The following is a 23545-nucleotide window of genomic DNA, read 5'->3' as shown; positions in this document are numbered from 1 at the left end:
CTTCACGAGAGTTCTCCGTTTACGGTTGATTTAGGAAACTGCCCTAGTTGTCCAAGAGGCTGAGTCTGAATACCTCCCGGTTGCCTTTCTCCGTGTCTCCGTGTCTCCGTGGTTAAATAAATCCAGGTGATTCGACATTGACGATCAAGGCCGTGCGCGGCACGCGCGATCTGCTGCCGCCTGAGACTGAACTCTGGAACCGGGTTGAGCAGACCGCACGCGAAGTGTTCGCGCTCTACAACTTTTCCGAAATCCGCACTCCTATCTTCGAGGACACGCAGCTCTTCGCTCGCGGCGTTGGTGAAGCTACCGATATCGTCTCCAAAGAGATGTATACGTGGGAAGACCGCGCGCGTGCGCAGTCGGAGAAAGCGCAGTCTTTGACGCTACGTCCGGAGAACACGGCTGGCGTCGTGCGCGCATATATCGAGCACAAACTCTGGGAACGACCTGGACTTCAGAAGCTCTACTACATCGGACCGCAATTCCGCCGCGAGCGTCCCCAGAAGGGGCGCTATCGGCAGTTCTATCAAATTGGGGCTGAGGTCATCGGACCGCCCACTGCGGGAAGTGAGTCGCCGGCACGCGATGCAGAAGTGCTCGAAATGCTGGTGATGCTGCTCAATAGGCTCGAGATCAAGGATTGGACGCTACAGCTCAACTCAGTTGGTTCGCCAAGCTCGCGTCCTGCTTACAACGAAGCCTTACAAAAAGCGTTGAGCGGCGTAGTCGACCGCCTGTGCTCGGATTGTCAGCGGCGCGCAGTTACAAATCCGTTACGCGTCTTCGACTGTAAGGTTCCCGAAGATCAGCCAATTATCGATACGCTGCCACGCATCTCGGGATTTCTCGATGAAGCAGACCGCAAGCACTTCGAAGAAGTACAAGAAATCCTGCACGCCACGGGCGTTTCCTTCGTGATCAATGACCGCCTGGTGCGCGGCCTCGACTATTACACGCGCACCGCTTTCGAATTCACACAAGGAAGTCTCGGCGCGCAGAGCGCAATTTTGGGAGGTGGCCGTTACGACGGTCTCTCAGAAGCGCTCGGCGGACCTCGTGCTCCAGGGATTGGCTTTGCGATAGGAGAAGATCGCTTCGTAATGGCGCTTACGGCAGGTTCAGAGAGTGCCACTTATGTCTCGCCTCCGCAGGCCTACATCGCGCCATTGGGAGTAGGTATGAATGTTGCCGCAGCAAAGCTCGCCCGCGATGTGCGGTCCGCAGGGATTAGCGCTGAACTTGGCGATGAAAGCTTTCGTCTGAAGAAGGCCTTTGAGACAGCGGAAAAGCTTGGCGTATCAAATGTCGTGATTGTTGGAGAGGATGAACTTGCCGCCGATCAGGTTACTCTTAAGGACTTGAAGACCGGGCAACAGCAGAAGGTCAACACCTCACAATTGGCCGCAACACTCCGCCCATTAGAGGTGAAAGAGCACAAGATGAATCTTGGAAAATTTCACGACTTACTTCTTAAGGCGATTTTGGAAAAGAGGCTTATTCGATTCACTTATCAGGGTAAGGCGCGGATCGCCGAGCCGCATGATTATGGAATGCAGAAGGGCCAGCTTCGGCTGCTGGCGTATCAGGTCCGTGGCGGCGGCACTGGAAAACTTCCGGGTTGGCGCTGGATCGAAGTACCAGAACTGTCGGATCTGGAGGTCTTGAGCGACACCTTTCCCGGCTCTCGTCCCGAAGAGGCCGACAAACATCATGCATGGGAAAAAGTGTTTGCGAGGGTCGGCTGAAGACGGTTCACTTCACTCGATCAATTGGCAAAAGGCCCGCCTTCCCATATACTTAACTATGTCCCCAGCGGCTCGACGCTGCTGGGGATTTGAATTGTTTGCAGAGGAACGAATGCCGAAACTAAAGACCCATAGCGGCGCTGCCAAGCGCTTCAAGAAGACCGCCAGCGGGCGGGTGAAGCGTGGGCACGCGTTCATGCGCCACATCCTTACTTCGAAGAAGAGGAAGACCAAGCGGCGCCTGGACCTGGATACGTTGGTCGACAAGGCCGACGAGCCCAAAGTGAAGCGAATGATCCCGTACTAGAGGCGGCATTTGGCACTCGGCAGTCGGCATTCAGCCAGGAATCATTTTCGTCGAAATCGATATTTGGGTAGATCGAATGAGCTGTTCGCGTTGGACTCCCATAATGGTTCATGGCCGAATGCCGAGAGCCGAGTGCTGAATGCTTGCTTTCGCGCTCCGTTGATCCCGCCACCGCAGGATCTGAGATGAGCACAGAGCTCGTCCGGAGCAAATCGCGTGTGAAGAGGTAATCATCCTTACCTCCAGCCGCATAACCGCAGTCGAAAAAAGGAGACTCGCCGATGCCTCGCGTAAAACGCGGAACCAAGCGGCGCGCCAAGCGGAAAAAGATTCTTGAGCGCGCAAGTGGATATTTCCTAACAAAATCAAAGCTCTATCGCAGCGCCAAAGAGAGCGTGGAGCGCGGACTGAAGTTCGCCTACTCCGGGCGCAAGCAGAAGAAGCGCCAGTACCGCTCCATCTGGATCGTGCGCATCAACGCCGCCGCCAAGCTGAATGGCATGAGCTACAGCCAGTTCATCAACGGACTCAAGAGGTCCGGAGTGGAACTCGACCGCAAAGTGCTGGCGGAACTCGCAGCCAACGACGCGCCGGCATTTGCGACGCTGGCAGCGCAGGCGAAGACGGCTTTGGCTAAGAGCGCTTAGTCTGTGTTTCTGTCATTCCGAAGCGGGCGTAGTTTGCCCGCGAGGAATCCCTATAGTTACCGAAAAGCGTCGGCATGGTAGGGATTCCTCTCTCCGCACGACTTCGCTTCGCTACGTCATGCTCCGCTCGGAATGACACACGAAGAATATGTACACGGTCCCCAAGCTCGAAGACTTCTCAGCCTCCGCACTCGACGCGGCGGCACGTGACCTGAAGTCTGCTCTACAGAGCGAGAGTGCCGCTATCTCGAGCGAGGCTGACTGGAAAATCCTGCGCGATCGCTGGATGGCGCGCAAGAACGGCGTTCTCACGCTGCTCAACGATCAGTGGCTGAAAGCGGCCCCGGGGCCAGCAAAACGCGAAGTCGGTCAGCGCGTCAATGAAGTCAAGAAAATCGTCGAGGAGCAGATCGATGCGGCGCTTGCTCGCGTCAGCTCTGCTGTTTCAGCCTCGCGCCTGGAGCAGGAGTGCGTCGACGTCACGCTTCCCGGCAACCGGCGCAAGCTTGGGATTGAGCATCCGCTGATTCGGACGATGAACGAGATCGTGGGAGTCTTCAAGGCGATGGGGTACTCGGTCGCCGAGGGCCCCGAGGTTGAGACCGACTACTACAACTTCGAGTCGCTCAACTTTCCTCCGAATCATCCCGCGCGCGATACGCAAGACACGCTGATGATCAAAGGGCAGCAAGGCAAGCCCCTCCGCGAGCGCCTCCTTCTGCGCACGCACACTTCTCCGGTGCAGATTCGCGCGATGGAAAAGCAGCAGCCACCCGTTCGCGTGGTTGTTCCGGGGAAAGTACATCGAGCCGATACGGCCGACGCGACGCACTCGCCCATCTTCCATCAGGTCGAGGGGCTCGCGGTGGATTCGAACATCACTTTCTGCGATTTGAAGGGCACGCTCGATCAGGCAGCGAAAGCAATGTTCGGCTCCAGCGTGAAGACACGATTCTATCCTTCGTTCTTCCCATTTACGGAACCGAGCGCCGACATGCAGATCTCCTGCTTCAAGTGCGGAGGAAGCGGCCGGTTGAACGGAGAACGCTGCGGGATGTGCAAAGCGAGTGGATGGATCGAGATTCTCGGTTCGGGAATGGTGGATCCGAATGTATATGGGTTCGTGGATTACGATCCGAAGAAGTACAGCGGATTCGCGTTTGGAATGGGCGTGGAGCGGATTGCGATTCTGAAGTATGGAGTCGATGACATTCAGTTGTTTTATCAGGGCGATGTAAGGTTCTTGGAGCAGTTTGCGTAAAGACAGTTTTCTAAACTGTCATCCCGAGGCCTGACTTTGGCCGAAGGATCTCCCGGAATGTTTCAGGCTTCATTGCGCTGTCCCGGCTTTTCGGCCCGTATTCTCGTGAAAGAGCCAGGAGGGTGCAATTAGGTCTGAATCATCTCGGGAGATCCTTCGCCCAAAACAGGGACTTCAGGATGACAGTGTTTGGGCTCGGCAGGGTTTTAGCTGTACGCAGTCACTAGCTAAATGCGCATTTCTCCCACATGGCTTCGGGAATTCGTCGCGCTCGACGTCGATAACGTGCGTCTCGCCGAAGACCTGACGCACGCCGGCATCGCCGTTGAGGGTTTCATCGGCGAAGGCGACGCCGTGCTCTTCGAGATGGAGATCACGACCAATCGCGTTGATGCCATGAATCATTACGGCGTCGCGCGCGAGTGCTCCGCGATCTATAACCTCGAGTTGCAGCCGATCGTTCTCAAACTGCCGAAGCTGATTCAGCCGGAGTCTTTTCCTGTCGAGATCCTCGATCCTGCTCTTTGCGCGCGGTACACGGCGCGAGCGATACGCGACGTGCGCATAGAGAAGTCGCCGCGCTATATCGCTGAGCGGCTACTGATTGAGGAGCATCACGGCATCAACAACGTCGCCGACGCGACGAATTACACGCTGATGGAGATGGGGCATCCCACTCATGCCTTCGACCTCGACCTGCTGGAAGGCGGCAAAATTGTCGTGCGCCAGGCTGTTCACGGCGAGAAGCTGAAGACGCTCGATGGAGTCGAGCGCCAGCTGCATCCCGGCGATCTGGTCGTCGCCGACGCAGTGAAGCCGATTGCGCTGGCAGGCATCATGGGCGGATGGGACACGATGATTACGCCCAACACGCGCAACGTGCTCATCGAGTCAGCATGGTTCGATCCGGCAACCGTACGCCGAGCCGCGCGCCGTCACAGCATGCACACCGACGCCTCGCATCGCTTCGAGCGCGGCGCCGATTGGGGCGCAACGACACTGGCATGCGACCGTGTTAGCGAACTCGTGCTGGAGACGGCGGGAGGCAAGCTCGCCGGATACAACGACGAGATTGCGCGCAAGGTAATTCATGAGCCGATTCAACTTGAGCGCAGCGAACTGGGCCGAATCCTTGGACAGGAGATTCCGGAGACCGACGTGACGCGCATTTTGCGTCGCCTTGGGTTCGGGCTTACCGATGTGCGTGCAAGCTCGAACGGCGCATCAGAGGAGGGCGCCCGGCTCACTCTTTTGCAGCCACCTGAGGCCTACACGGTCGAGATCCCAACCTGGCGCATGGATGTGGAGCGCGAGATCGACGTAATCGAGGAAGTTGCTCGCGTTTACGGCTTCAACAATTTCGCAAATACCCTGCCATCGTTCTCCGGCGGCGTGGTTGAGCTACCGCACGCGTTGCCGGAATCGAAGACTCGCAATCGCCTGCTCGCGCTGGGCTATGACGAAGCCGTCTCGCCTACATTCATTTCAACCGACGATGCTGAGCGATTCTCAACGGCGCAACCCGTGGCAATCGAGAATCCATTGAGTGAGGAAGCTCCGTGGCTTCGGAATTCGCTGGTGCCGGGAATGCTCAACCTGCTCAGCTGGAATTTCAATCGTGAAGCCACCGATGTGCGGTTGTTCGAAATGGGAAACGTGTTTGCGATGTCCAGCGAACGAGTTGAGCAGAAAAAGCTGGCCTGCTTCGCCGCTACCGGATCGTTTGGAGAGAAAGGCGTCGAGCTGCGGCAGCGTCCCACCGATTTCTTCGACTTGAAGGGGGATGCCGATGCGATTCTAGAGACGTTCGAGAGGAAGCCCGTGCAGTTCTCTGCGCCTGCTTCGGGATACTTTCATCCGGGGCGTTCGGCAAAGGTTGTCCTTAACGGCGAGACCATTGGCGAGCTAGGACAGCTTCACCCCGACTTAGCGGCAGAGCGCAAGTTCAAACAGGAAGTGTGGCTTGCCCAATTCGACCTTGATCGCCTGTTCGCCGCGCCTCTGCGCGAGCCGCGCTATCAGCGGCTCTCCCGTTATCCCTCGGTAGAGCGCGATTTCTCGTTGCTGCTCGACAACAGTGTGAGCTACGAGCGTTTGCGCAGCGCGATCGACTCCATGAACATTCCCGAACTGGAATTGATCGAGCCGCGCGAACTTTTTCGGGGTCCGGGAGTGCCGGAAGGGAAGTACTCACTATTGCTGCATCTCGTGTTTCAATCTGGTGAGCGAACCCTGCGTGATGATGAGGTATCGGGCTGGAGTCAGCAGGTAATCGCGGCAGTGCAGGGGTTGGGTGGGAGTTTGCGGGGTTAGCTGTTAGCCCTGTGACACTGCCGCCCTCGGATGTGATGAGCATTCCGGACCGCCGGGCGCTCTCGCCCGGCGAAGTGTCGGAGCCGAGAGTCCTCTAAAGTTTCTCGATGAGGTTAGACCACGCCGGGCGAGGGCGCCCGGACGCCCCGTTCGTTATGCCGAGTCCACCGCACTGTGCCGCTCGGCTGCCTCTTCGGTCTGCTCTTCCTCGACGTGCGACTCGGCCCCGAGCTTCCGCAACGACACGTGTTCCAGGCGAGCCAACAATAACCCCAGAGGGGTTACAGACACGAACATCACCAGCCACAGCATGATGCCGCAGCTGGTTGCTAGTTCCTGCGGAGTATTAAAAAGGGAATATAGGGCCTTGATCGTCGACAACTGCGATCCGCCACCTACTACTGGAAGCTGCAAAACGCCTCCCGCCACGCTGAAGGCCATGAGGATGATCCCGTAAACAAACGTCATCGTGTAGACGGTTTCATCGGCGTAGGACTGGAGCACGGCGTAGTAGGCAACGGCAACTAATAACCAGATGACTATCGAAAGCACGCTAATTCCAATAAAGGAACTCACGTCATGGATGGTGTGCAGCCCGGTGCTGAAGATTCTGATCTTGGCGGCAAAGTGATGGGCCACGTGCGGCTTGTGACTTAGCTTGCGCTCTACCCATAACGCAATCTGCTCTCCCTTGCGCCACACGCTGATTGCAAAGAACAGCAGCGAGAAGACGATGAAGATCAACACCGCTCCCAGCGCTCGCATGATGTTGTATTGCTTGTCGGTGAAGGTCTGCAGTGTTCCGGAGAACAGGAGGTCCGCGGCAACGATAATGGTGACGGCGGAGATGTCGAAGATGCGCTCAACCGTCCAGACGGCAAACTGCGAGGAAAAACTCAGCCCGGTTCTGCGCGCGATGACCAGCGGTCTTATGACTTCGCCCGGACGTCCCAGAAGTGCCAGCCCGGTAAAGCCGATGTATTGGGCCGGCAGCAAACTCCAGAACGATACGTTCTTCACCGGCCTAAGAAAAAGCGCCCAGCGAACGGCTCTGAGTCCGTCGGCGAGATACACCAGGGCCACAGCGCCGAGGATCTTCCACCAGTTCAATTGTTCCAGAGATTGACCGAATATGTCCCAATCGAACTTGCGCCAGGAATGGACTTGCAGGACGACGAGCGTCGCGAGTATCAACACTACTACCGCTGTGACGATGAGTCGTTTGCGATCCACGTGGATTAGTTGCTATCTCGAGTGGCGGGACGTTTGGCCGCCGCGACCTTGGCTGGTTTCTTCGAAGCCTTGGCCAAACGCTCCTGCTCCAGCTTGCGCCGGTTGAACTCGCGAATAATCTTCGCGACGTAGGCGCGAGTCTCGCGATATGGAGGAACTCCGTTGTACTGCTGGACGCGTCCGGCCCCGGCGTTGTAGGCCGCGAGAGCGCGTACCGGATCATTGTTATAGCGTGCCAGTAATTCGCGAATGTATTTGCTGCCGGCAGCGACGTTCTCGTTCGCGTCGAAGCTGTTCTTCACTCCGAGCTTAGCCGCGGTGTCGGGCATGAGTTGCATGAGCCCTTGAGCGCCTTTGCGGGAGACAGCGTTTGTTTTGCCGTCGCTCTCGGCGAGAATCAAGGCATGAATAAAGTCGGAGTCGAGCTGATTTTCACGGGCAGCCTTGTCGACTATCTGGTTCAGGTCGGGAGATGAAGGGCCAGTGAACTGCCTTGCTGGAACTGGCGCTGCGACTGGAGTCTCGTCGGGCTCGAAGCTGACGATCTTCTCCGTCTCTACGTCCACATACTCGTCGTCGGCTTTTGAGAGGAAGAGCCGCGTCATCGTTCCGATCTGCTGGTGATGATCGTGGGAGATCGTGAAGCCGGTGCGCAGGACTGCATTTTCGCGGGCGTGCAGTGACATCGCGGCCAGGGCCACGACGGCCAGCATCACGGATTTGCGAATCAGTCTCATCGTGTTGTCGGTACCGGCGGCGGTAGCCGCTGGGCTAATCGCAGGTCGTTATCAGCGCCGGCCCTCACGTACCCAGCGGCTACCGCCGCCGGTTCAGCCTGCCAGCACTTCTTCAATCGCCGCAGCCACCCCGCAGGATTCGTTATCCCGAGTCACCGGCCAGCCATTCCGCTTCAGGTCGTCCGAGGCATTGGCCATCACAAACGGGAATCCGGCGAACTCCAGCATTTCGATGTCATTGTAATTATCGCCTATTGCCATTACATAACTGCGCGGAACGCCAAGATGGGCCGCCCATCGCGCCAGGGCCGATCCCTTGGAACAACCGTAGCGTAGGACATCGAGGATGCACAGGTCACGGTGGTCATACTGTGTTTTCAACACGTTGATCTGGCCGGCAAACGTGCCGTCGTTGAGTCGGGCCTCGGCCGGCTTCATTCGCTTCACCGTACCGCAGAACATCGCCTGCACCGGATCGCAAACCAAGGCAGTCGTAATGGGACTGACCTCTTCTATATACATACGATTCTTGTCGATCCAGCGCTGAATGTTGGTCCCGAGTTCGTCGGTACGTTCTACCACAATGGCTCCCCGGGCTTCCTTGTCAAAAGTAAGCACAGTGCAGCCGGAAAACTCTACCATGTGCTCACAAAGGCGGTGCGCAATCTGCCGAGGAAGCATGTCGGCATGGAACAATTCGCCAGTTGTGGATCGGGTAATCGCGCCGTTCGAACTAATAAGGCAGAACTCGAACCCAAGCTGTTCGGCCACTGGCATGGCGAAGCGGTGGCGGCGCCCTGTAACCAGGACGATCTCGACCCCAGCGTCGTGGGCGTGGCGAAGTGCTTGAAGATTGCCTGCGGGAATGTCCAGAGTGGAGTCGATGAGAGTGCCATCGATGTCCACTGCAATCAGGCGGATGGGAAGAGCCACTGGGGAGATTTTAGCATTCGGAAAGGGATGGGAGAATCGGGCCATCCGGTCGTCGGACCATCGGTTGAAATAGCAGCCGGGTGAAGAGCGAGAACCCGCGCTGGCGTGAAGACCTTTCACCACGGAGACACGGAGGCACGGAGAACCGCTGGTGAAACCACAAAGGACACGAAGGATCACCAAGGGTTGCCGGATTACCGACCAGATCCTCCGTGATCCAACGTGACCTTTGTGGTTAGGTCTTCCTCTTCCTTGTCGTTCTCCGTGCCCCCGTGTCTCCGTGGTGAAAATGCAGCGACGCTGATAGAATTCCTCTTTATCCTTCAGAACTTATTGCGTCTAGATAGCGCACTCATTTGGAGAGATTCGATGGCATACGTAATCGCAGAACCCTGCATTGGCACTAAGGACACGGCTTGCGTCGACGCTTGCCCGGTGGACTGCATTCATCCCAAGAAAGACGAGGCTCCGCACGCTGATAGCAACATGTTGTTCATCGATCCGGTCGAATGCATCGACTGCGGCGCGTGTGTTCCGGTTTGTCCAGTCTCGGCGATCTTCGCTGCCGACGACCTGCCCGAGAAATGGAAAGAATACGAGGTCAAGAACTCTCAGTATTTTGGGCGCTAGAGGAATTCGGTGTACAGGCCCGGCCGCACAGGCCGGGCCTTTGCTTTTTGCACTGGTAGAGACGCAGCGTGCTGCGTCTCTACCAGTACAGGTGAAACTGCCATAGAATCGATGCGAGGTCAGCGAAAACGGTGCTCAAGCAGTCAGACGCCATCGTGCTGCGGACGTATCCGCTGCGGGAAGCTGATCTGCTGGTGACGTTGTTCACACGCGAAGAGGGCAAGATCCGGGGAGTCGCGCGCTCGGCGAAGAAGTCAAAACGGCGCTTCGGGGGCGCGCTCGAACCGCTAACCAGGGTTCGAGCTTATTACGATCAGAAGCAAGGCCAGGAGTTGGTCCGGCTCGACTCGTTCGATGTGATCGAGTCGCCGTTGATGCACGACGTTGATTACGAGCGCACGGTAGCGTTGTCGTATGTGGCGGAAGTGCTTGATGGCTTGCTTCCTGACCACGACGTAAATGATGCAGTCTTTCGTTTGACGCTTTCAGTTTTGCCACATTTGGAAGCCGGCAGCATCTGGATGCCGCTCACGTACTTTGATCTGTGGATGACGCGGCTGATGGGCCTGCTTCCCGAATTGGGCGCCTGCATTGTGTGTGGGGATGAGCTGAACGGATCGGGCCGCGTCTTCTTTCATGCGCTCGCCGATGGATTGATGTGCGCGGAGCACAAACGGCTTGCCAGTTCGGAGATGTCATTGCCGTCGCGGCAGCTCGCGGCGGACATGTTTCGTTATCCTGTCGACGCGTTTGCCGCAGAACCGTGGAAGCGGCAGCGCGGCGCGGACCTGAGAAAGTTTCTCGCGCAATGCATCGAACGCCATATCGAAGGTAAGCTGGTAACCAGCATCGCATTGGCCAAGCTGGATTAAATCAAACAAGCTGCATAGCTGCTATGCCGCTTAGAAGCTTAGGAGCTCAGAAGCTTTTTGTCGCCGCCAACCTTTCAGGAACTTATCCTCAAGCTCCAGACCTTCTGGGCTGACTATGGATGCGTGCTCCAGCAGCCTTACGACATCGAAGTCGGCGCCGGCACTATGGCTCCTGAGACATTTCTCCGCGTGCTTGGACCTAAGCCGTATCGCACGGCGTACCTTCAGCCCTCTCGGCGTCCGGCGGATGGGCGTTACGGCGAGAATCCCAATCGTTTGTACAAGCACCTTCAGCTTCAGGTAATACTGAAGCCGCCACCGAACGATGTTCAGGAGCTGTATTTGCGCTCGCTCCAGGCGATTGGCATTGATCTACGCAAGCACGACATCAAGTTCGAGGAAGACAACTGGGAGTCGCCGACGCTGGGTGCGTGGGGAATCGGATGGCAGGTGATGCTCGATGGCCTGGAGATCACTCAGTTCACATATTTCCAGCAATGCGGCGGAATTGATCTGGATCCGATCTCTGCCGAATTGACTTATGGTCTCGAACGTCTCGCGGCATTTCTGCAGGATGTTGACAGCATCTATGACATCGTGTGGACGCGCGGGGCCGATGGCAAAACTGTCACGTATGGTGACGTGAGACTTACGGAGGAGCTCCAACTTTCGGTTTATAACTTCGAGTTGGCCGATGTTCAGAAGGCCTGGCAGCATCTGCAGCTCTACGAAGCTGAATGCAAAGCGCTGATTGATGGCTATGCCGCGATGAAGAAGAAAACTGCGGAAGCGGGAGCAGCGGTCAAAGATGTGCGTCGCTATCCGGTGTTGGGTGCCTTTGATCTCTGCCTGAAGTGTTCGCACTTGTTCAACATTCTTGATGCTCGCGGTGCGATTTCCGTGACGGAGCGTGTGGGAGTGATTGCGCGTATTCGTGCTTTGGCTGTGGGCGTTGCCAAGGCATATCTTGATCAGCAGCAGATTTCAGGTCGGGAAGCGGCTGCTTGATGCGAGTGACGATTGTCGCCGGCACCCAGGCTCTTGACCAGCACACGACTCCAAGAGACTGTCATCCTGAGCCCTTCTTTTGGGCGAAGGATCTCCCGCGATGTATCGGACTTGAGCGCCGCGTCCCGGCTCTTTCACGAGGGTGTTGGCCGAAAAACCAGTATCCAGCAAGCACGTTTGAAGCATCCCGGGAGATCCTTCGCCCAAAAGAAGGGCTCAGGATGACAGTCTTTAGAGTTTTGTCCGTTTGGAATCATTATTTCCGCGGTAAGAACCTCATCAATGTCTGACCTCCTAATCGAAATCGGCTGCGAAGAAATTCCAGCACGCATGCTCGACGCGGCTCGCGAAGAGTTCGGGAAGCGAGTCACCGATTTGCTGCAGCGCGAGCGCCTGACCGTTCAGCGCGCCGAAGCCGCGATCTCCTCGTTCTCGACGCCGCGCCGGCTCGCAGTACTGGCACGACACGTTTCATCACAACAGCCGAACGTCGAGGAACAATTGATCGGCCCAGCGACCAAGGTCGCGTTCAAAGATGGGAATCCAACTCCCGCGGCTGAAGCCTTTGCGCGCAAGGCCGGAGTGGATATTGCCAAGCTGGAAAAGATTACAAATCCGAAGGGCGAGTACCTCGCAGCCACCGTAGTACGCAAAGGCCGAAGCGCGGCTGAGATCCTGGCGGAAGCTCTGCCGAAAGAGTTGAATGCACTCTACTGGGCGAAGAACATGTACTGGCGCGCCTTCAAACCCGAACGCTTCGTGCGTCCGGTGCGCTGGATTGTGGCGTTGTTGGACGACGAATCCCTTCCGCTTGAATATGCGGGCGTGAAGGCCGGTAATCGCTCGCGCGGCCATCGCATTCTTACCGCAGCTCCGGTGACCATCTCGGGCGCTAATGAATACGTGGAAGAACTCAAGGCGAGCAAGGTAGTGGCCGATCCCGCAGAGCGACTTACGCAAATTCGCAAAGCTCTCGACTCGGAGACGCGCAAGGTGAGCGGAGCCTGCTGGCGGGAGGATGCTGAACTGCTCAATACGGTCGTGAACCTGACAGAATTTCCCGGAGTGATCCTCGGCAGCTTTGATCGCGCTTTCTTGTCGCTGCCGGAGGAGGTTCTCGTGACCGTGATGCGCGATCACCAGAAATATTTTGCTGTGGAAGATGCGAGTGGGAAACTAGCTCCGCACTTTCTTGCCGTGCTGAATACTGACGGCGATCGCGATGGAGTGATCCGCCATGGCAACGAGCGCGTACTGCGTGCACGCTTCAACGACGCGCAGTTCTTCTGGCAGACCGATCAGAAGATTCCTCTTATGGAACGCGTCGAGATGCTGCGCAGTGTGACCTTCCAGAAGGATCTAGGCAGTTACTGGAGCAAAACGGAAAGAATCCGCGCCGCCGTCTCATCGCTGATTGACGCGCTGGCGAAAAAGGGAGTTACCGTATCCAAGGCAACCGCAGACAAGGCTGCCTTGCTGGCGAAGACCGACCTCACGACAGAGTTGGTGAAAGAATTCACGGAACTGCAGGGCATCGTGGGCGGTCTGTACGCGAGGGCTCAAGGCCATCCCGAAGGCGTGGCCGACGCGATCTACGACCACTATCGTCCGGAATCAGCGGAAGATCCGGCGCCGCGCTCATTGGAAGGCGCAATCGTGTCCACGGCCGATAAAGCCGACAGCATCGCGGGAATGTTTGCGCTTGGTCTTCAGCCCAGCGGATCGAAGGATCCGTTTGCCCTGCGCCGGCAGGCGAATGGAATCGTTCGCATACTCGCAGAACATAACCTGCCGTTATCGTTCGAAGAAATTTTCAGTGCTGCATTGGAGCAGTACCGCACCGCCACGGAGCTGCAGGGTAAGCTTCGCGACCTCGAAGAGACCTACACTGCCATTGCGCAGTTCTTACGCGAACGCCTGGAGTTCTATCTGCGCGACGTCCGCGGGTTTGCCTACGATGTTGTGAATGCGGTATTGAGCGCCGATGCAAATCACGTTGTGGATGCCATACAGCGTGCAGAAGCTGTGAGTGCGGTTCGCCTTACGGATGACTTCATCGCGATCTCGACAGCATTCAAGCGCATCAAGAATATCCTTCGCCAGGCCCGCGAAGGTGGAAAAAAATGGCCGGATGAATTCAAGAGCGACCATCTAAAAGAACCAGCCGAGCAGGCGCTTGGCGCTCGAGTGACAGAAACTCGCGACAAAGTTCTATCGCTGCGCAAGGGAAGACACTACCAGGAAACTCTGAACCACATCGCGCAGCTTCGTCCCGTAGTGGACACCTTCTTTGACAAGGTGATGGTGATGGTCGAAGACGATAAACTTCGCTCAAACCGTCTCGCACTGCTCGCGACTATGCAGCGCAGCTTTTCGGAGATTGCCGATTTCTCCGAGATCGTTACGGAAAAAGCTGCCAGCGCTTAGCGGCTACTGCACCTTCTGCAATCGCGCGATCAGCTTCTGCACCAGATTCTCTTCAGAGTCGGACCATAAGATGCGGCCTCTGATTCCGGCATTCTTCTCGACGGCGGAAGTAAACGCGACCAGCTTCTGCACGTTGGCTTTTACGCGCTCCTCGCTAAGCTCATCGAGTTCCAATTCTTCGTGCAGGAAAGGAGTGTCGAGTCCAAAATCGATCTCGATGTGTCCGTCCTCCTGGAAGATTCCGTCTTCGAAGTCTGTTCCGTGCAGGAGGAATTTCACCGGCTGCGGCTGGAGCCGCCAAGTAGTATCAAGTCCCCCAACGATTTCGGGACTCCACAGGTCCCACATGGCCTCGAGCTCGTAAGCGTGATCGCTATGCACGTGCTCTGTGGCGATTTCGATAGCCTGCTCCGGAGTCACGCGCGCGTCGAACGTTTGCTCGAAGACCAGCGGCTCATTCCACGAGATAGCATGTATGCCGAGATATCGAATGCCCGGTTGCGAACTGGAATAAGGGAACTGCTTGAGGACAGCCAAGGTGCGCGGCATGATATCCGGTTCGTCGAAGCTGGGGAACCAGAGGCTGAGGTAGAGGCGATCTGCCATGTTTGCAGTTTATTTTATGCCGATGTCCTCGCAGATGCGGCGAAGCCGAGGGCACCTGAACATAGCGCTGGACGGGAGCGCACGGCGCGAACGTTGAGCCAAATATCGGCCAAAATGCCAGCAGCAAACCAGACGGCCTCGAAGGCGGACAGCGCATTCAACTTCTTAGCGAAGTTCTGCGTGTTCACAAAGAACGGGTCTCAAAAGGGGAAGTTCGGTTCCGGAAGGAAGTGGTTACCGAAAATCAGACGGTTGAGGTTCCCGTGACACGTGAAGAACTGGTTATCGACCGAATACCTGCACAAGCCGGCACTCCGGCTTCCGAAGCGATTGGATCGAATCAGGAGATACGTGTCCCGCTGTCGGAAGAAGAGGTGCGTGTCGAAAGAAACCGGTAGTCAAAGAGGAAGTAAGGGTTGGAAAGAAGAAAATGCAGGAATCGCGACAAGTGAATGAGCAAGTCAAGCGCGAGGAATTGCACGCGGACCGCGAAGATGAGGCCAGCGTGAACCAACGTCCGAACAAAAAAACCGTTGCCTAACTCTGGGCACTAGGAGTTTTACCAACAAACTAGCCAGTCAAATAAGAGGTCTTAAATGACAACAAGAGTATTTCAAGGCGAAGCACGTGAAGATCAGTTTACGGGAACAATCGAAAGGGCTACGTAGCAAGTTCCCTCGTCTGTCTTTCTAGGATTGGCCCTCGGGTCGATGGCAGCTTCTCTAATCTTAAAAGTTGCAAAGCAAGATAATTAGGCGTTGTTCGTAGGCCAGTGGGCGTCGTCGTTTCTCGTAATAGGAATTACAACAAAACTGGTGAGACAGCATGGATCGGATGCCTCTCAGCCACAAGCAGCTTAGATCAGCGGCATAGGAAGCCGGAGCGCATCGCCGCTCCGGCTTTTTGTCGCTACGCCCGAAACCGGATAGTGTGCCCCATCGCGGCATTCCAATTCAGCTAGTGTTCTAATCACAGGCTAAAAACTTCCAGAAATGGAACATTACGCGCGATTTGTCCAAAGAGAGTACGCGGCTAGTGCGGGCTTGCCTGCGCGTTACCGCTCACAGTTCCTTTCCCAAGGCACGTGGGGCAGACCTTTGGAAAGGTCACTACGCCAACTCCGAGACACGTAGGACAGCGAGTGATTCTGGATACCACCATTAAACAGTCGCCTGCTTTTCTGAGTTTAGGGATTGTTCGAGGTGGCAGTCTGCTCAATATTGACCAGCTATACCGTACTGCATCCTTTAGCTCACATCGCCCGGGTCGAGATGGTCTTCGCGACCTCTGCACCATTCTCGGATCCCACCGATGCTGCCGCGTACATCTGACGCCCGGGGAATTACACAACTATTACAAAACGCGCCTCCGACCTCCCTTATGTTCGGTATCTAACAAAGCGCCACTATTTGGCGAAACGGGGAACGGATGAGCATCTTTGCCGGCGACCGCACGTTCACGCAGCCCGTCAGTCTGATTACCACCTCCTTCATGGTCCTCTTCCATATCGGCGCGGTAGCTGCACTCTTCATGTTCAGTTGGAAAGCGCTGTTACTGGCGCTCGTTCTGTGGTGGGTCGCCGGAAGCCTCGGTATTGGCATGGGCTACCACCGCCTGCTCACGCATCGCAGCTATAAAACTCCCAAGTGGGTGGAATACGTTCTCACGGTGTGCGGAACCTTGGCTCTTGAAGGTGGGCCGATATTCTGGGTGGCCACGCATCGCGTCCATCACCAGAACACCGACCAGGAGGGGGACCCACACTCGCCCCGCGACGGGGGTCTATGGGCCCATATGGGTTGGATCATGACGGGCCAGGCGATGCATAGCAATGCCGCCGAGCTTCTGCCCTATGTCCCCGATCTTCGCAGAGACAAGTTTCATGTCTGGATCAGCTGTTGGCATTGGATTCCTCTCACCACGCTTGGCGTGCTCCTGCTCGTTCTAGGCGGATGGTCATTTGTGATGTGGGGTATTTTTCTGCGGACCGTCATCGGTCTCCACTTCACATGGCTCGTGAACTCCGCTACGCACATGTGGGGGTCGCAGCGATTTCAGACTGGCGACGATTCCAAGAATAGCTTCTGGGTCGCGATCCTTACCTTCGGTGAAGGTTGGCACAACAATCACCACGCACAGCCGCAGTCGGCACGACATGGACTTGCCTGGTACGAGGTCGATCTGAATTGGTATGGAATCTCTGCGTTGCGCATGCTGGGCCTTGCCCGGGACATCAAGCGTCCGCGACCTGAACAAGACGATGAAGGCGAAGTACTGGTTGCAGTTCGGCAGTCTCTGGCCGGAAAACGTACTCCGCTCACATAGAAGACAGAAAAGACGGCTGAGAAAGGATCCCACAACACCGTGAAAGTGCACCTTGTAAATCCCAGTGACTCCGCTTTTGGAGTAGCTGTCATCACTCCAAGATGGCTTTACGTGCTCGCGGCAGCAACTCCCAGTAGCTTCGGTGATCCACAACTCTGCGACGAGACTTTGCAGCAGCTGGATGTACGCCAAGTGGAAGCGGGAGACATCGTTGGAATCGGGATTCACACCGGCAATGCTTTGCGCGGCTACGCAGTTGGCCGCAGCGCGCGCGAACGCGGCGCCCGCGTGGTCTTTGGCGGTATCCACGCAACACTCTACCCCGAAGAGGCATTTGAGCGAGGCGGAGCGCACGCTGTGGTGCGCGGAGATGGCGACCTGGCTTGGGGCGCTGCACTCACTGATTGTGCGAATGGCCAACTCAAAAGAATCTACGAAGGCGGTCGTGTTGAAGCTGGCCAGTTCAAAGCTGCGCGGTGGGACCTTCTGCCGCCGAACCGCTACATGTGGGCTTCAGTCCAGACTGTTCGTGGGTGTCCCAAGCACTGCTCGTTTTGCTCGGTGTGGCGAACCGATGGCCAGCGGCCTCGGCAACGCTCGACAGATGTTGTAGTGGAAGAGATCGTTGATTTACGGCGCCGAGGATTCAGGTTCATAGCCCTCGCCGACGACAATTTCTATCCTGTCTCGATGACTGATCTAAAGCTTGCAGAGCGGCAAAACAACCAGCAACGAGTCGCGGAATTAAGACGCATTCGCGATGAGAGATTCGAACTCATGGATCGGCTCGCCGATCTGCCGGCAGACATGAATTTCTTTACGCAGATCACGATGGAAGCCGCGGAAGATCCTCAATTCCTTATTGCAATGAAGAGAGCGAATATCAAAGGGGCACTGGTCGGAGTTGAGGCCGTTACTCCAGAAGGACTGAAGGCCGTTTACAAGGACTTCAATCAGTCGGGAGAAAACCTGGTTCGTCAACTGCAAACCTTTCGCGCGCATGGAGTCCACGTTCTGGGCTCCTTTATTTTTGGATTGCCCAGCGATCGTGAGGGCACTTTCGATGTGACTCTTGCAGTTGCACAACGAGCCAATTTGGCGTTCGCTCAATTCGTAATGCTCACACCGTTTCCCGGAACAGTTGACTTCGAACGGTGGGAGAAGGCACAAAGTAACCAAATGCAGACGGTCGGGGGAATCCCGCTCACGCGATATTGGCTCATTCCTCACGAAATCCGGCCCAAGATGTTCATGCCGCATCCAACTATGAGTTCAGACGAACTGCGCGTGCTGACGCAGGGAGTCTGGGACCGCTTCTACAGCTTCGCTTCAATTTGGAAACGATCAAGCTGCGCCACGTCATTCAAGTCCCGGCTCATTCTGGTTTTCATCTCGAAACTGTACCGGCAAATGTATGCGAATACAGGCATAGCCACCGACAGCGCCCGGAGAGCTCGCGCAACCAAATTGGCGACATGGCTGGCGAAACCCTGCCGACGCCTATTCCAGGCAAAACCAATGCCACAGTTGGACGTCGGCACTAGGAAGAACACGGCATCTGCGTCGAAAGCCACGGCATGGCACGATGACCTCAATACTCAACGAACGCTCGGACTAGCACAGGAAAACCTACGTGACTGACTGCTTCCGTTTCTGTTCGACAACGAGAACCTAGATTAAGAAGAATCTTGCGTACATCTCCGTCCAGGGTCTTCTACGCCGGGGCTAACCGGCCTCAAGGAGGCCGCATGAGCAACTATTCTCTCGATCCTGAATCTGCGAGTCCGGTATGTAAGCAGCGAATCATCAAGAAAGTGTGGCTAGCAGTTCTATTCGGAGGTAAACGAAGCAATAGAACGGTCTTGGTTTATCGCCGAACAAATCCAGTGACGGGCAAGACACAAAAAATCGTGATTGGGAATGCCGTCGATTTCCCTCGCGGCAGCGACAGGCTGCAGCGAGCGATCGGCCAGATCCGTTCTCGCGTAGAAAAAAGTCCCGCCAAACTCGCCCCACGACGATGCAATATCTTCAAGGCACCGGACGATTAAGTCTTTGCCGCCGGTTGCAACCGAACGGGTCGAGAGAGAGAGAGAGAGAGAGTAGAGAGAGAGTAGAGAGAGAGAGTAGAGAGAGAGAGTAGAGAGAGAGTAGAGAGAGAGGGAAACACCCAATTTCTCTCTCCGTGGCTTTTCGATACCACATCAAGCCAGTAGACGACCGACTCGGAATAAGGCCAGCAGTTTTCGGCTGGCACCACATTCCGACGGAGTTTCGCTTCAAGGCGGTGGGAATCGACAAAGGATGTGGAAAGCAGCTCAGGAACTCATGCGGCACAGCACGTTGAAACTCACGCTCGATTGGCATGCGCAAGCACTCGCTGAGAATAAGGTTGCGGCATCCAAGGCAATTGCGTGAAGCCTTTGGCTGCCACAGCCTTCGCCTGGTACCGCGGTACAAAGCGGGCAAGCCGCCGAGGAACCTGTTAAACTCAATGGAGTCAACGAGTCCCCGTCGTCTAGCCCGGCCTAGGACATCGCCCTTTCACGGCGGTAACACGGGTTCAAATCCCGTCGGGGACGCCATACATTTGACAAATTCCGAAGCCGCCGCAACTCGCTGGTACAAAGTTGGTACAAGCTTCTTGCACACTTCGAGTGCAACTTTAGGCTCTTTCCCCGACCGCCTCATTACACCACCTCTCCAGACAATTGATTGCCGCGTTGCCCGAAGCTGTCGACCCGCCGCGCTAGGCGACCATCTCCACCACTTTGCTCTGCGCGTCGCGCTTCTTCTCGGTGACCGCCTGCGCGTAGGGATTCATCGTGATTGAGAACGAGGCATGGCGCAACAATTCCTGTGCCACTTTGGGATCGTGAAATGCTCGACCAGCTCTATGTTCGTCGTACTTGGAGGTGTGGTGAAATTGGAAAGCCGAAGAGCAAACCCTCCAAAGCTCCGGTTCCGATGCACCCGGCTCAATCAGATTGGAGTCAGGACTCTTTTAAGAGAGGCTGTGACTCCTTGCCTATGCGCGGTAAGCCGAGCGGACGATTGCACAACGTGCGATTTGAGACCATGAAAGAAATGGCCAAGCATACCTCCGAACGCTGGCTCATACGCTCCGATCACAGTGCTGTTGGATGAAACGTCCAGATTGCGTGCATTTGTCGTATGACAGACTGGTCAGTTTTGGCTGGCTATCGGAAACTTCGTACACTACAGGTCGGTCAAAATTTAGACAAGAGAGTAGAAGATCTTTAGCGACAAGCAGAGCGGAGCGGACAACCTGCAAAAAAAAGAAAGTGGCGGGATCGGCGGGACTCTAACCCACGGGTCACTAGGAATTTTTCGCACGATGTTCTCGCTTAACGACGTGCACACCGTTCTCACGGCTTCGTTTTCGACCGGATCTCGTAGTAGCGCAGCGACCGCATGAACACTTCCTTGTCTACGGGCTGCCTGGAGTCGTCGAGCATCGGTGAGATGCCCGGCGAGTCGCCGAGTTCCGAGCTCTTCCAGGGAACGATAACCAACGACTTGGGCGCATCTTGATTGCCCAAGATGGACATGCCGAGCGCCTTTGCATCGGGGACGGAGGTCAGCTTCGCGCCTTCGTCTGACTTTACCTGCGCCTTTTCAGCCTGTCCCTGTGCCTCTTCCATCTTTGCCTGCGGCTCCTCACTCCCTCGCTGTGCCGGTTCTGTCTTTGCCTGCGCGCGTTCCGTCCCTCTCTGCCCTGCCTCCTTCTTTTTCTGGGTCGCGGCGGCAGCGTCGGCGTGTTGGGTCTTGGGCTTGTCGGCAGCCAGCGCGACGGCACTCGCCATCATCAGTACGAATAATAAGTGTCGGCTCATGGCTTCTCCTTTCGGCCTTTGCGGTTGCGAAGGTCGGCAATCCATTTTTGGACGTCGGTGTTGTCCGGAACGAGTCGGCTGTACGCCTCGTAATGCTCCAGTGCGCAGGGGTAATCCCCGAGATACAGGTCGCACAGAATGGCAAGATTCTTGTGCGCATAATGAAAATCGGCAAACTGTGCGAGCGCCGCCTCATAACTGGCGCGCGCCTTCGCGAACTCTCCCTTGCGCCGCTGCACCAGACCGAGTTCGTTGTAGGCGGCGGGGTGTTGTGGATTGGATTCCAGTGCCTTACGCAGACTGGCCTCGGCTTTGTCGAGGTCGCCTTTGCGCTCGTACGCGATGCCGAGATTAATCTGGGCTGCCGTTAATGCAGGCGCTTGTTCGGTCACCTTGAGCAGCAAGGCGATGCCCTGATCGTAATCTGCTTGCTCCAGCATGTGCACCGCCGCCTCGTAGTCGGCGCGTACTTGGTCCGTTACGGGAACGTGCTGCGTGAAGGTGAGCCCACTTGCATCCCGCTGGATGTCCACGGACAAGGTTGGCGGTTCCACCGGAGGTTTCGCCGTCGACCCGGCCTTCGCTGTACGTCGCGCTTCAGGTGCGCAGCCCAGGGCGAGAAGCACGGCCAACCACGCTATCCCACGACAAATCGCTTTCATGGCGCGAGTCTTATTGCGAAGTCCCATGTTTCACCATTCCTTTGTCTGCGGGTTGCGGTGTCGGCTGCGCCGGCTGATCGGGCTTGCTTGGCGTCGTGTCGGCAGTGCCCGTTGTCGGTACTGGAACCTGCGACGACGGCGATCGGTATGCGTAAGTTTCGATCTCAGTGAGGAAGCCAATGCTCATTTCGGGTTTCGCGTAGCGGCCTGGCATCAGCTCGGTGAGCCTCTCCAGACTCTTCTTTGTCCAATCGTTGAAGACGCCGGTCCGCAGCATTTCCATATTCTTTTCGTGTACATTGATGGCTTTCTCCTCGAAGGGAAATGCTTGCTCATCGAGGGCCTCCTCAAAATCTTTCAGCTCTGCCGCGCTCAGATTGGTGGGCTTCTCCGACTGCAGGAGTGAGTGTCCGAGGTCAGAGTAGGTCTCTGCTATGTAGTACGTGGCGGCTGCGGTCACGTCGGCGATTTCATAGTCCACCAGCCGACTCATGCCCTTGATGGCGAGGTCCATCCGCTGCTTCTTCTCCTTCAGGCTGATCTCGAACGGCTGCTTCAGCTTCACGACCACGAAATCCTGGTAGAGCCGTTCTGCGAGGACCAGCGCCGAACGGGCCGCTATCGTCTTCGTCCGGCCGGTTCTTTCCGACCCGGCAGTCGCGTCGATGCTCACGATTTTCTTCAGCTCATCCTGATAGTGCGAATCGTCATTCGCCGCTTTGTACATCTCGGCGATCTTCGAGCGAGTCTCGAGGGCAGTGTCGAGCGGCTTGGGAAATTCGTTGACGTACCGGATGTACGCATCCAAGGCGCGATCCCGGGCGTTGGATTTCTCATAGAGGTCGCCTGCCACGAGAAGCGCTTCGCTACGTAACGCGGGATCGTCGGACTTGGAGGCGATGTGGTCATATTCCACAGCGGCGTTCGACAACTGGCCGTTCTCCCGGTAGGCGTGGGCAATCTGTTTGTCGGCCTCGAGCCGCAATTTGTGATCCGGGAACGTATTACGGAATGCGTCCAGCACGTTCACTGCGGCCGTCCAATCTTTGAGTCGGATGAGTGCGGCGCCTGCATCGTACTCGGCACCTGGACGGATAGTGGACGTAGGCGCTGCCGAGCGAATCCTCAGAAAATGATCGGCCGCCGCGCGGTCGTCCCCCGCCTTACTTGCGAGCTCACCCTGTTTGTAGATCGAGGCTGCGAGGTTGTCGACGAGTGCGGCGCGCGACTTGTCATCGTTGGGTGTGACTGCCAGCACTTGGGTGTATGCCTTCTCGGCCTGAGGGTACTGAGCGAGTTCAAACGAGCCGTGCGCAACGACAATCCACGCTGAGCGACGGATGCCCGCTTCCCCGTTTGGATAGCGATCGATGAGGCGCTGCGCCGCCTCGACCGCCGGACGGTAATCCTTCACTTCGTACATGTCATCGGCGGCCGCCCCGAGGACCTCCGCGGCGTGTTCGTGCTGCGGGAACGCGTCGGCAAATTTGAGCGAGCTAGCGATCGTGTTGCGCTTGACGACATCCAGCTGCGCGGGGCTAGCAGCCTTCAGCTGCTCGCGATATGCGTAGACCGCGGCGTAGCCGGCGCCTGCCGACCGTGGGTTCGGCGGATATCCGTAGGCCGTGCGCTCGTACTGCTTTGCTGCCTCGCCGAAATCATGGTTCTCGAGCAGGAGGTCCGCGAGCCGGTAGTTGATTGTCGGCGAATCGGCGTCCTTCGGGAACGAATCGAGATAGTCGCCGTACCAGCGCCGCGCCTCGTTATAATTGGCGAGCTTCTCGCCCGCTTCCTGCGTGTTTTGATACTGCGCGTGATAATGCGTCGCCAGATCCTTTAGGTTCGTCTTCACGTAGGCGAGCACCTGCGGCGAATCTTCGGGCTTGAAGTGTTTCCAGTATTCGCCCTGCAGTCCATACTTGGACGCGAACTCCCGCTTTGACTCCAGAACCAGTTTGGGAAAGCCGCCTTTGGTGAAG

The 23545-nt window shown here is 56.7% G+C and carries 20 protein-coding genes and 1 tRNA gene; 14 read left to right on the top strand and 7 right to left on the bottom strand.

All coding sequences use genetic code 11. The features are described 5' to 3' along the window. Positions 1-137 precede the first annotated feature (137 nt). The 5 genes from hisS (at position 138) to pheT (ending at position 6276) form a co-directional block, all read left to right on the top strand. Positions 138-1748 (top strand): histidine--tRNA ligase, encoded by a 1611-nt coding sequence (gene hisS / locus VNX88_23115; protein HWY71576.1) that lies wholly within the window; start codon positions 138-140, stop codon positions 1746-1748. 112 nt (positions 1749-1860) lie between these two features. Further along, positions 1861-2055 (top strand): 50S ribosomal protein L35, encoded by a 195-nt coding sequence (gene rpmI, locus VNX88_23110; protein ID HWY71575.1) that lies wholly within the window; start codon positions 1861-1863, stop codon positions 2053-2055. Positions 2056-2336: 281 nt separating this feature from the next. Continuing rightward, complete coding sequence (gene rplT / locus VNX88_23105) at positions 2337-2702, top strand: 50S ribosomal protein L20 (GenBank protein HWY71574.1); 366 nt, start codon at positions 2337-2339, stop codon at positions 2700-2702. 148 nt (positions 2703-2850) lie between these two features. Then, on the top strand, positions 2851-3963 hold the full coding sequence (gene pheS, locus VNX88_23100) for a phenylalanine--tRNA ligase subunit alpha (GenBank protein HWY71573.1): 1113 nt from the start codon (positions 2851-2853) through the stop codon (positions 3961-3963). Between the two features lie 231 nt (positions 3964-4194). After that, entirely contained in the window at positions 4195-6276 is a 2082-nt protein-coding gene (gene pheT / locus VNX88_23095) for a phenylalanine--tRNA ligase subunit beta (protein HWY71572.1), read from the top strand. A gap of 153 nt (positions 6277-6429) precedes the next feature. Here the strand turns inward: pheT and VNX88_23090 are convergent, their stop codons facing one another. The 3 genes from VNX88_23090 to VNX88_23080 all read right to left on the bottom strand — a co-directional run bounded on the left by VNX88_23090 (position 6430) and on the right by VNX88_23080 (position 9179). After that, a complete protein-coding gene (locus VNX88_23090; GenBank protein ID HWY71571.1) occupies positions 6430-7509 on the bottom strand; it encodes a lysylphosphatidylglycerol synthase transmembrane domain-containing protein in 1080 nt (359 codons plus the stop codon). Positions 7510-7514: 5 nt separating this feature from the next. Then, positions 7515-8246, bottom strand: a complete 732-nt coding sequence (locus tag VNX88_23085; protein HWY71570.1) for a lytic transglycosylase domain-containing protein — start codon at positions 8244-8246, stop codon at positions 7515-7517. 93 nt (positions 8247-8339) lie between these two features. After that, positions 8340-9179 carry a Cof-type HAD-IIB family hydrolase gene (locus VNX88_23080; GenBank protein HWY71569.1) on the bottom strand — a complete coding sequence of 280 codons (840 nt, stop codon included), beginning with the start codon at positions 9177-9179 and terminating at the stop codon, positions 8340-8342. A 369-nt stretch (positions 9180-9548) separates the two neighbouring features. Here VNX88_23080 and VNX88_23075 point away from each other — a divergent pair, with 369 nt between their 5' ends. The 4 genes from VNX88_23075 to glyS all read left to right on the top strand — a co-directional run bounded on the left by VNX88_23075 (position 9549) and on the right by glyS (position 14116). Next, positions 9549-9809, top strand: a complete 261-nt coding sequence (locus tag VNX88_23075) for a ferredoxin family protein (protein HWY71568.1) — start codon at positions 9549-9551, stop codon at positions 9807-9809. 131 nt (positions 9810-9940) lie between these two features. Further along, positions 9941-10681 carry a DNA repair protein RecO gene (recO, locus tag VNX88_23070; protein ID HWY71567.1) on the top strand — a complete coding sequence of 247 codons (741 nt, stop codon included), beginning with the start codon at positions 9941-9943 and terminating at the stop codon, positions 10679-10681. A 57-nt stretch (positions 10682-10738) separates the two neighbouring features. Then, complete coding sequence (locus VNX88_23065) at positions 10739-11689, top strand: glycine--tRNA ligase subunit alpha (protein ID HWY71566.1); 951 nt, start codon at positions 10739-10741, stop codon at positions 11687-11689. A 282-nt stretch (positions 11690-11971) separates the two neighbouring features. Further along, entirely contained in the window at positions 11972-14116 is a 2145-nt protein-coding gene (glyS, locus tag VNX88_23060; GenBank protein ID HWY71565.1) for a glycine--tRNA ligase subunit beta, read from the top strand. A gap of 3 nt (positions 14117-14119) precedes the next feature. On the opposite strand, the gene VNX88_23055 is transcribed toward glyS, so the two are convergent. Then, positions 14120-14722: a hypothetical protein gene (locus VNX88_23055; GenBank protein HWY71564.1), complete on the bottom strand. Its 603-nt coding sequence runs from the start codon at positions 14720-14722 to the stop codon at positions 14120-14122. Between the two features lie 104 nt (positions 14723-14826). Here VNX88_23055 and VNX88_23050 point away from each other — a divergent pair, with 104 nt between their 5' ends. The 5 genes from VNX88_23050 to VNX88_23030 all read left to right on the top strand — a co-directional run bounded on the left by VNX88_23050 (position 14827) and on the right by VNX88_23030 (position 19632). After that, a complete protein-coding gene (locus VNX88_23050; GenBank protein ID HWY71563.1) occupies positions 14827-15120 on the top strand; it encodes a YsnF/AvaK domain-containing protein in 294 nt (97 codons plus the stop codon). A 1030-nt stretch (positions 15121-16150) separates the two neighbouring features. Further along, entirely contained in the window at positions 16151-17047 is an 897-nt protein-coding gene (locus tag VNX88_23045; GenBank protein HWY71562.1) for a fatty acid desaturase, read from the top strand. A 39-nt stretch (positions 17048-17086) separates the two neighbouring features. Beyond that, the gene (locus tag VNX88_23040; GenBank protein ID HWY71561.1) at positions 17087-18688 is read left to right on the top strand and encodes a radical SAM protein; all 1602 of its coding nucleotides are present in this window, start codon (positions 17087-17089) and stop codon (positions 18686-18688) included. A gap of 107 nt (positions 18689-18795) precedes the next feature. Next, the gene (locus tag VNX88_23035) at positions 18796-19098 is read left to right on the top strand and encodes a hypothetical protein (protein HWY71560.1); all 303 of its coding nucleotides are present in this window, start codon (positions 18796-18798) and stop codon (positions 19096-19098) included. Positions 19099-19554: 456 nt separating this feature from the next. Then, positions 19555-19632 (top strand) — tRNA-Glu (locus tag VNX88_23030). A gap of 804 nt (positions 19633-20436) precedes the next feature. Here VNX88_23030 and VNX88_23025 read toward each other — a convergent pair. The 3 genes from VNX88_23025 to VNX88_23015 form a co-directional block, all read right to left on the bottom strand. Next, positions 20437-20904 (bottom strand): hypothetical protein, encoded by a 468-nt coding sequence (locus tag VNX88_23025; protein HWY71559.1) that lies wholly within the window; start codon positions 20902-20904, stop codon positions 20437-20439. After that, positions 20901-21593 carry a tetratricopeptide repeat protein gene (locus VNX88_23020; GenBank protein ID HWY71558.1) on the bottom strand — a complete coding sequence of 231 codons (693 nt, stop codon included), beginning with the start codon at positions 21591-21593 and terminating at the stop codon, positions 20901-20903. The genes VNX88_23025 and VNX88_23020 overlap by 4 nt, the downstream gene beginning before the upstream one ends. Next, positions 21577-23545: tetratricopeptide repeat protein (locus tag VNX88_23015; protein ID HWY71557.1), on the bottom strand; the 1969-nt coding region annotated here is incomplete at its 5' end. The genes VNX88_23015 and VNX88_23020, both read right to left, overlap by 17 nt.

Source organism: Terriglobales bacterium (assembly GCA_035567895.1).
Taxonomy (GTDB): Bacteria; Acidobacteriota; Terriglobia; order Terriglobales; family Acidobacteriaceae; genus Gp1-AA112.
This window is presented reverse-complemented; position numbering and strand designations above follow the sequence as displayed.

What these genes read in the sequence shown, in the direction of transcription:
- rpmI (HWY71575.1), top strand. Translation starts at nt 1,861, where the DNA reads ATGCCGAAACTAAAGACCCATAGCGGCGCTGCCAAGCGCTTCAAGAAG.
- rplT (HWY71574.1), top strand. Translation starts at nt 2,337, where the DNA reads ATGCCTCGCGTAAAACGCGGAACCAAGCGGCGCGCCAAGCGGAAAAAG.
- pheS (HWY71573.1), top strand. Translation starts at nt 2,851, where the DNA reads ATGTACACGGTCCCCAAGCTCGAAGACTTCTCAGCCTCCGCACTCGAC.
- pheT (HWY71572.1), top strand. Translation starts at nt 4,195, where the DNA reads ATGCGCATTTCTCCCACATGGCTTCGGGAATTCGTCGCGCTCGACGTC.
- VNX88_23085 (HWY71570.1), bottom strand. Translation starts at nt 8,246, where the DNA reads ATGAGACTGATTCGCAAATCCGTGATGCTGGCCGTCGTGGCCCTGGCC.
- VNX88_23075 (HWY71568.1), top strand. Translation starts at nt 9,549, where the DNA reads ATGGCATACGTAATCGCAGAACCCTGCATTGGCACTAAGGACACGGCT.
- glyS (HWY71565.1), top strand. Translation starts at nt 11,972, where the DNA reads ATGTCTGACCTCCTAATCGAAATCGGCTGCGAAGAAATTCCAGCACGC.
- VNX88_23055 (HWY71564.1), bottom strand. Translation starts at nt 14,722, where the DNA reads ATGGCAGATCGCCTCTACCTCAGCCTCTGGTTCCCCAGCTTCGACGAA.
- VNX88_23045 (HWY71562.1), top strand. Translation starts at nt 16,151, where the DNA reads ATGAGCATCTTTGCCGGCGACCGCACGTTCACGCAGCCCGTCAGTCTG.
- VNX88_23035 (HWY71560.1), top strand. Translation starts at nt 18,796, where the DNA reads ATGAGCAACTATTCTCTCGATCCTGAATCTGCGAGTCCGGTATGTAAG.
- VNX88_23025 (HWY71559.1), bottom strand. Translation starts at nt 20,904, where the DNA reads ATGAGCCGACACTTATTATTCGTACTGATGATGGCGAGTGCCGTCGCG.
- VNX88_23020 (HWY71558.1), bottom strand. Translation starts at nt 21,593, where the DNA reads ATGGGACTTCGCAATAAGACTCGCGCCATGAAAGCGATTTGTCGTGGG.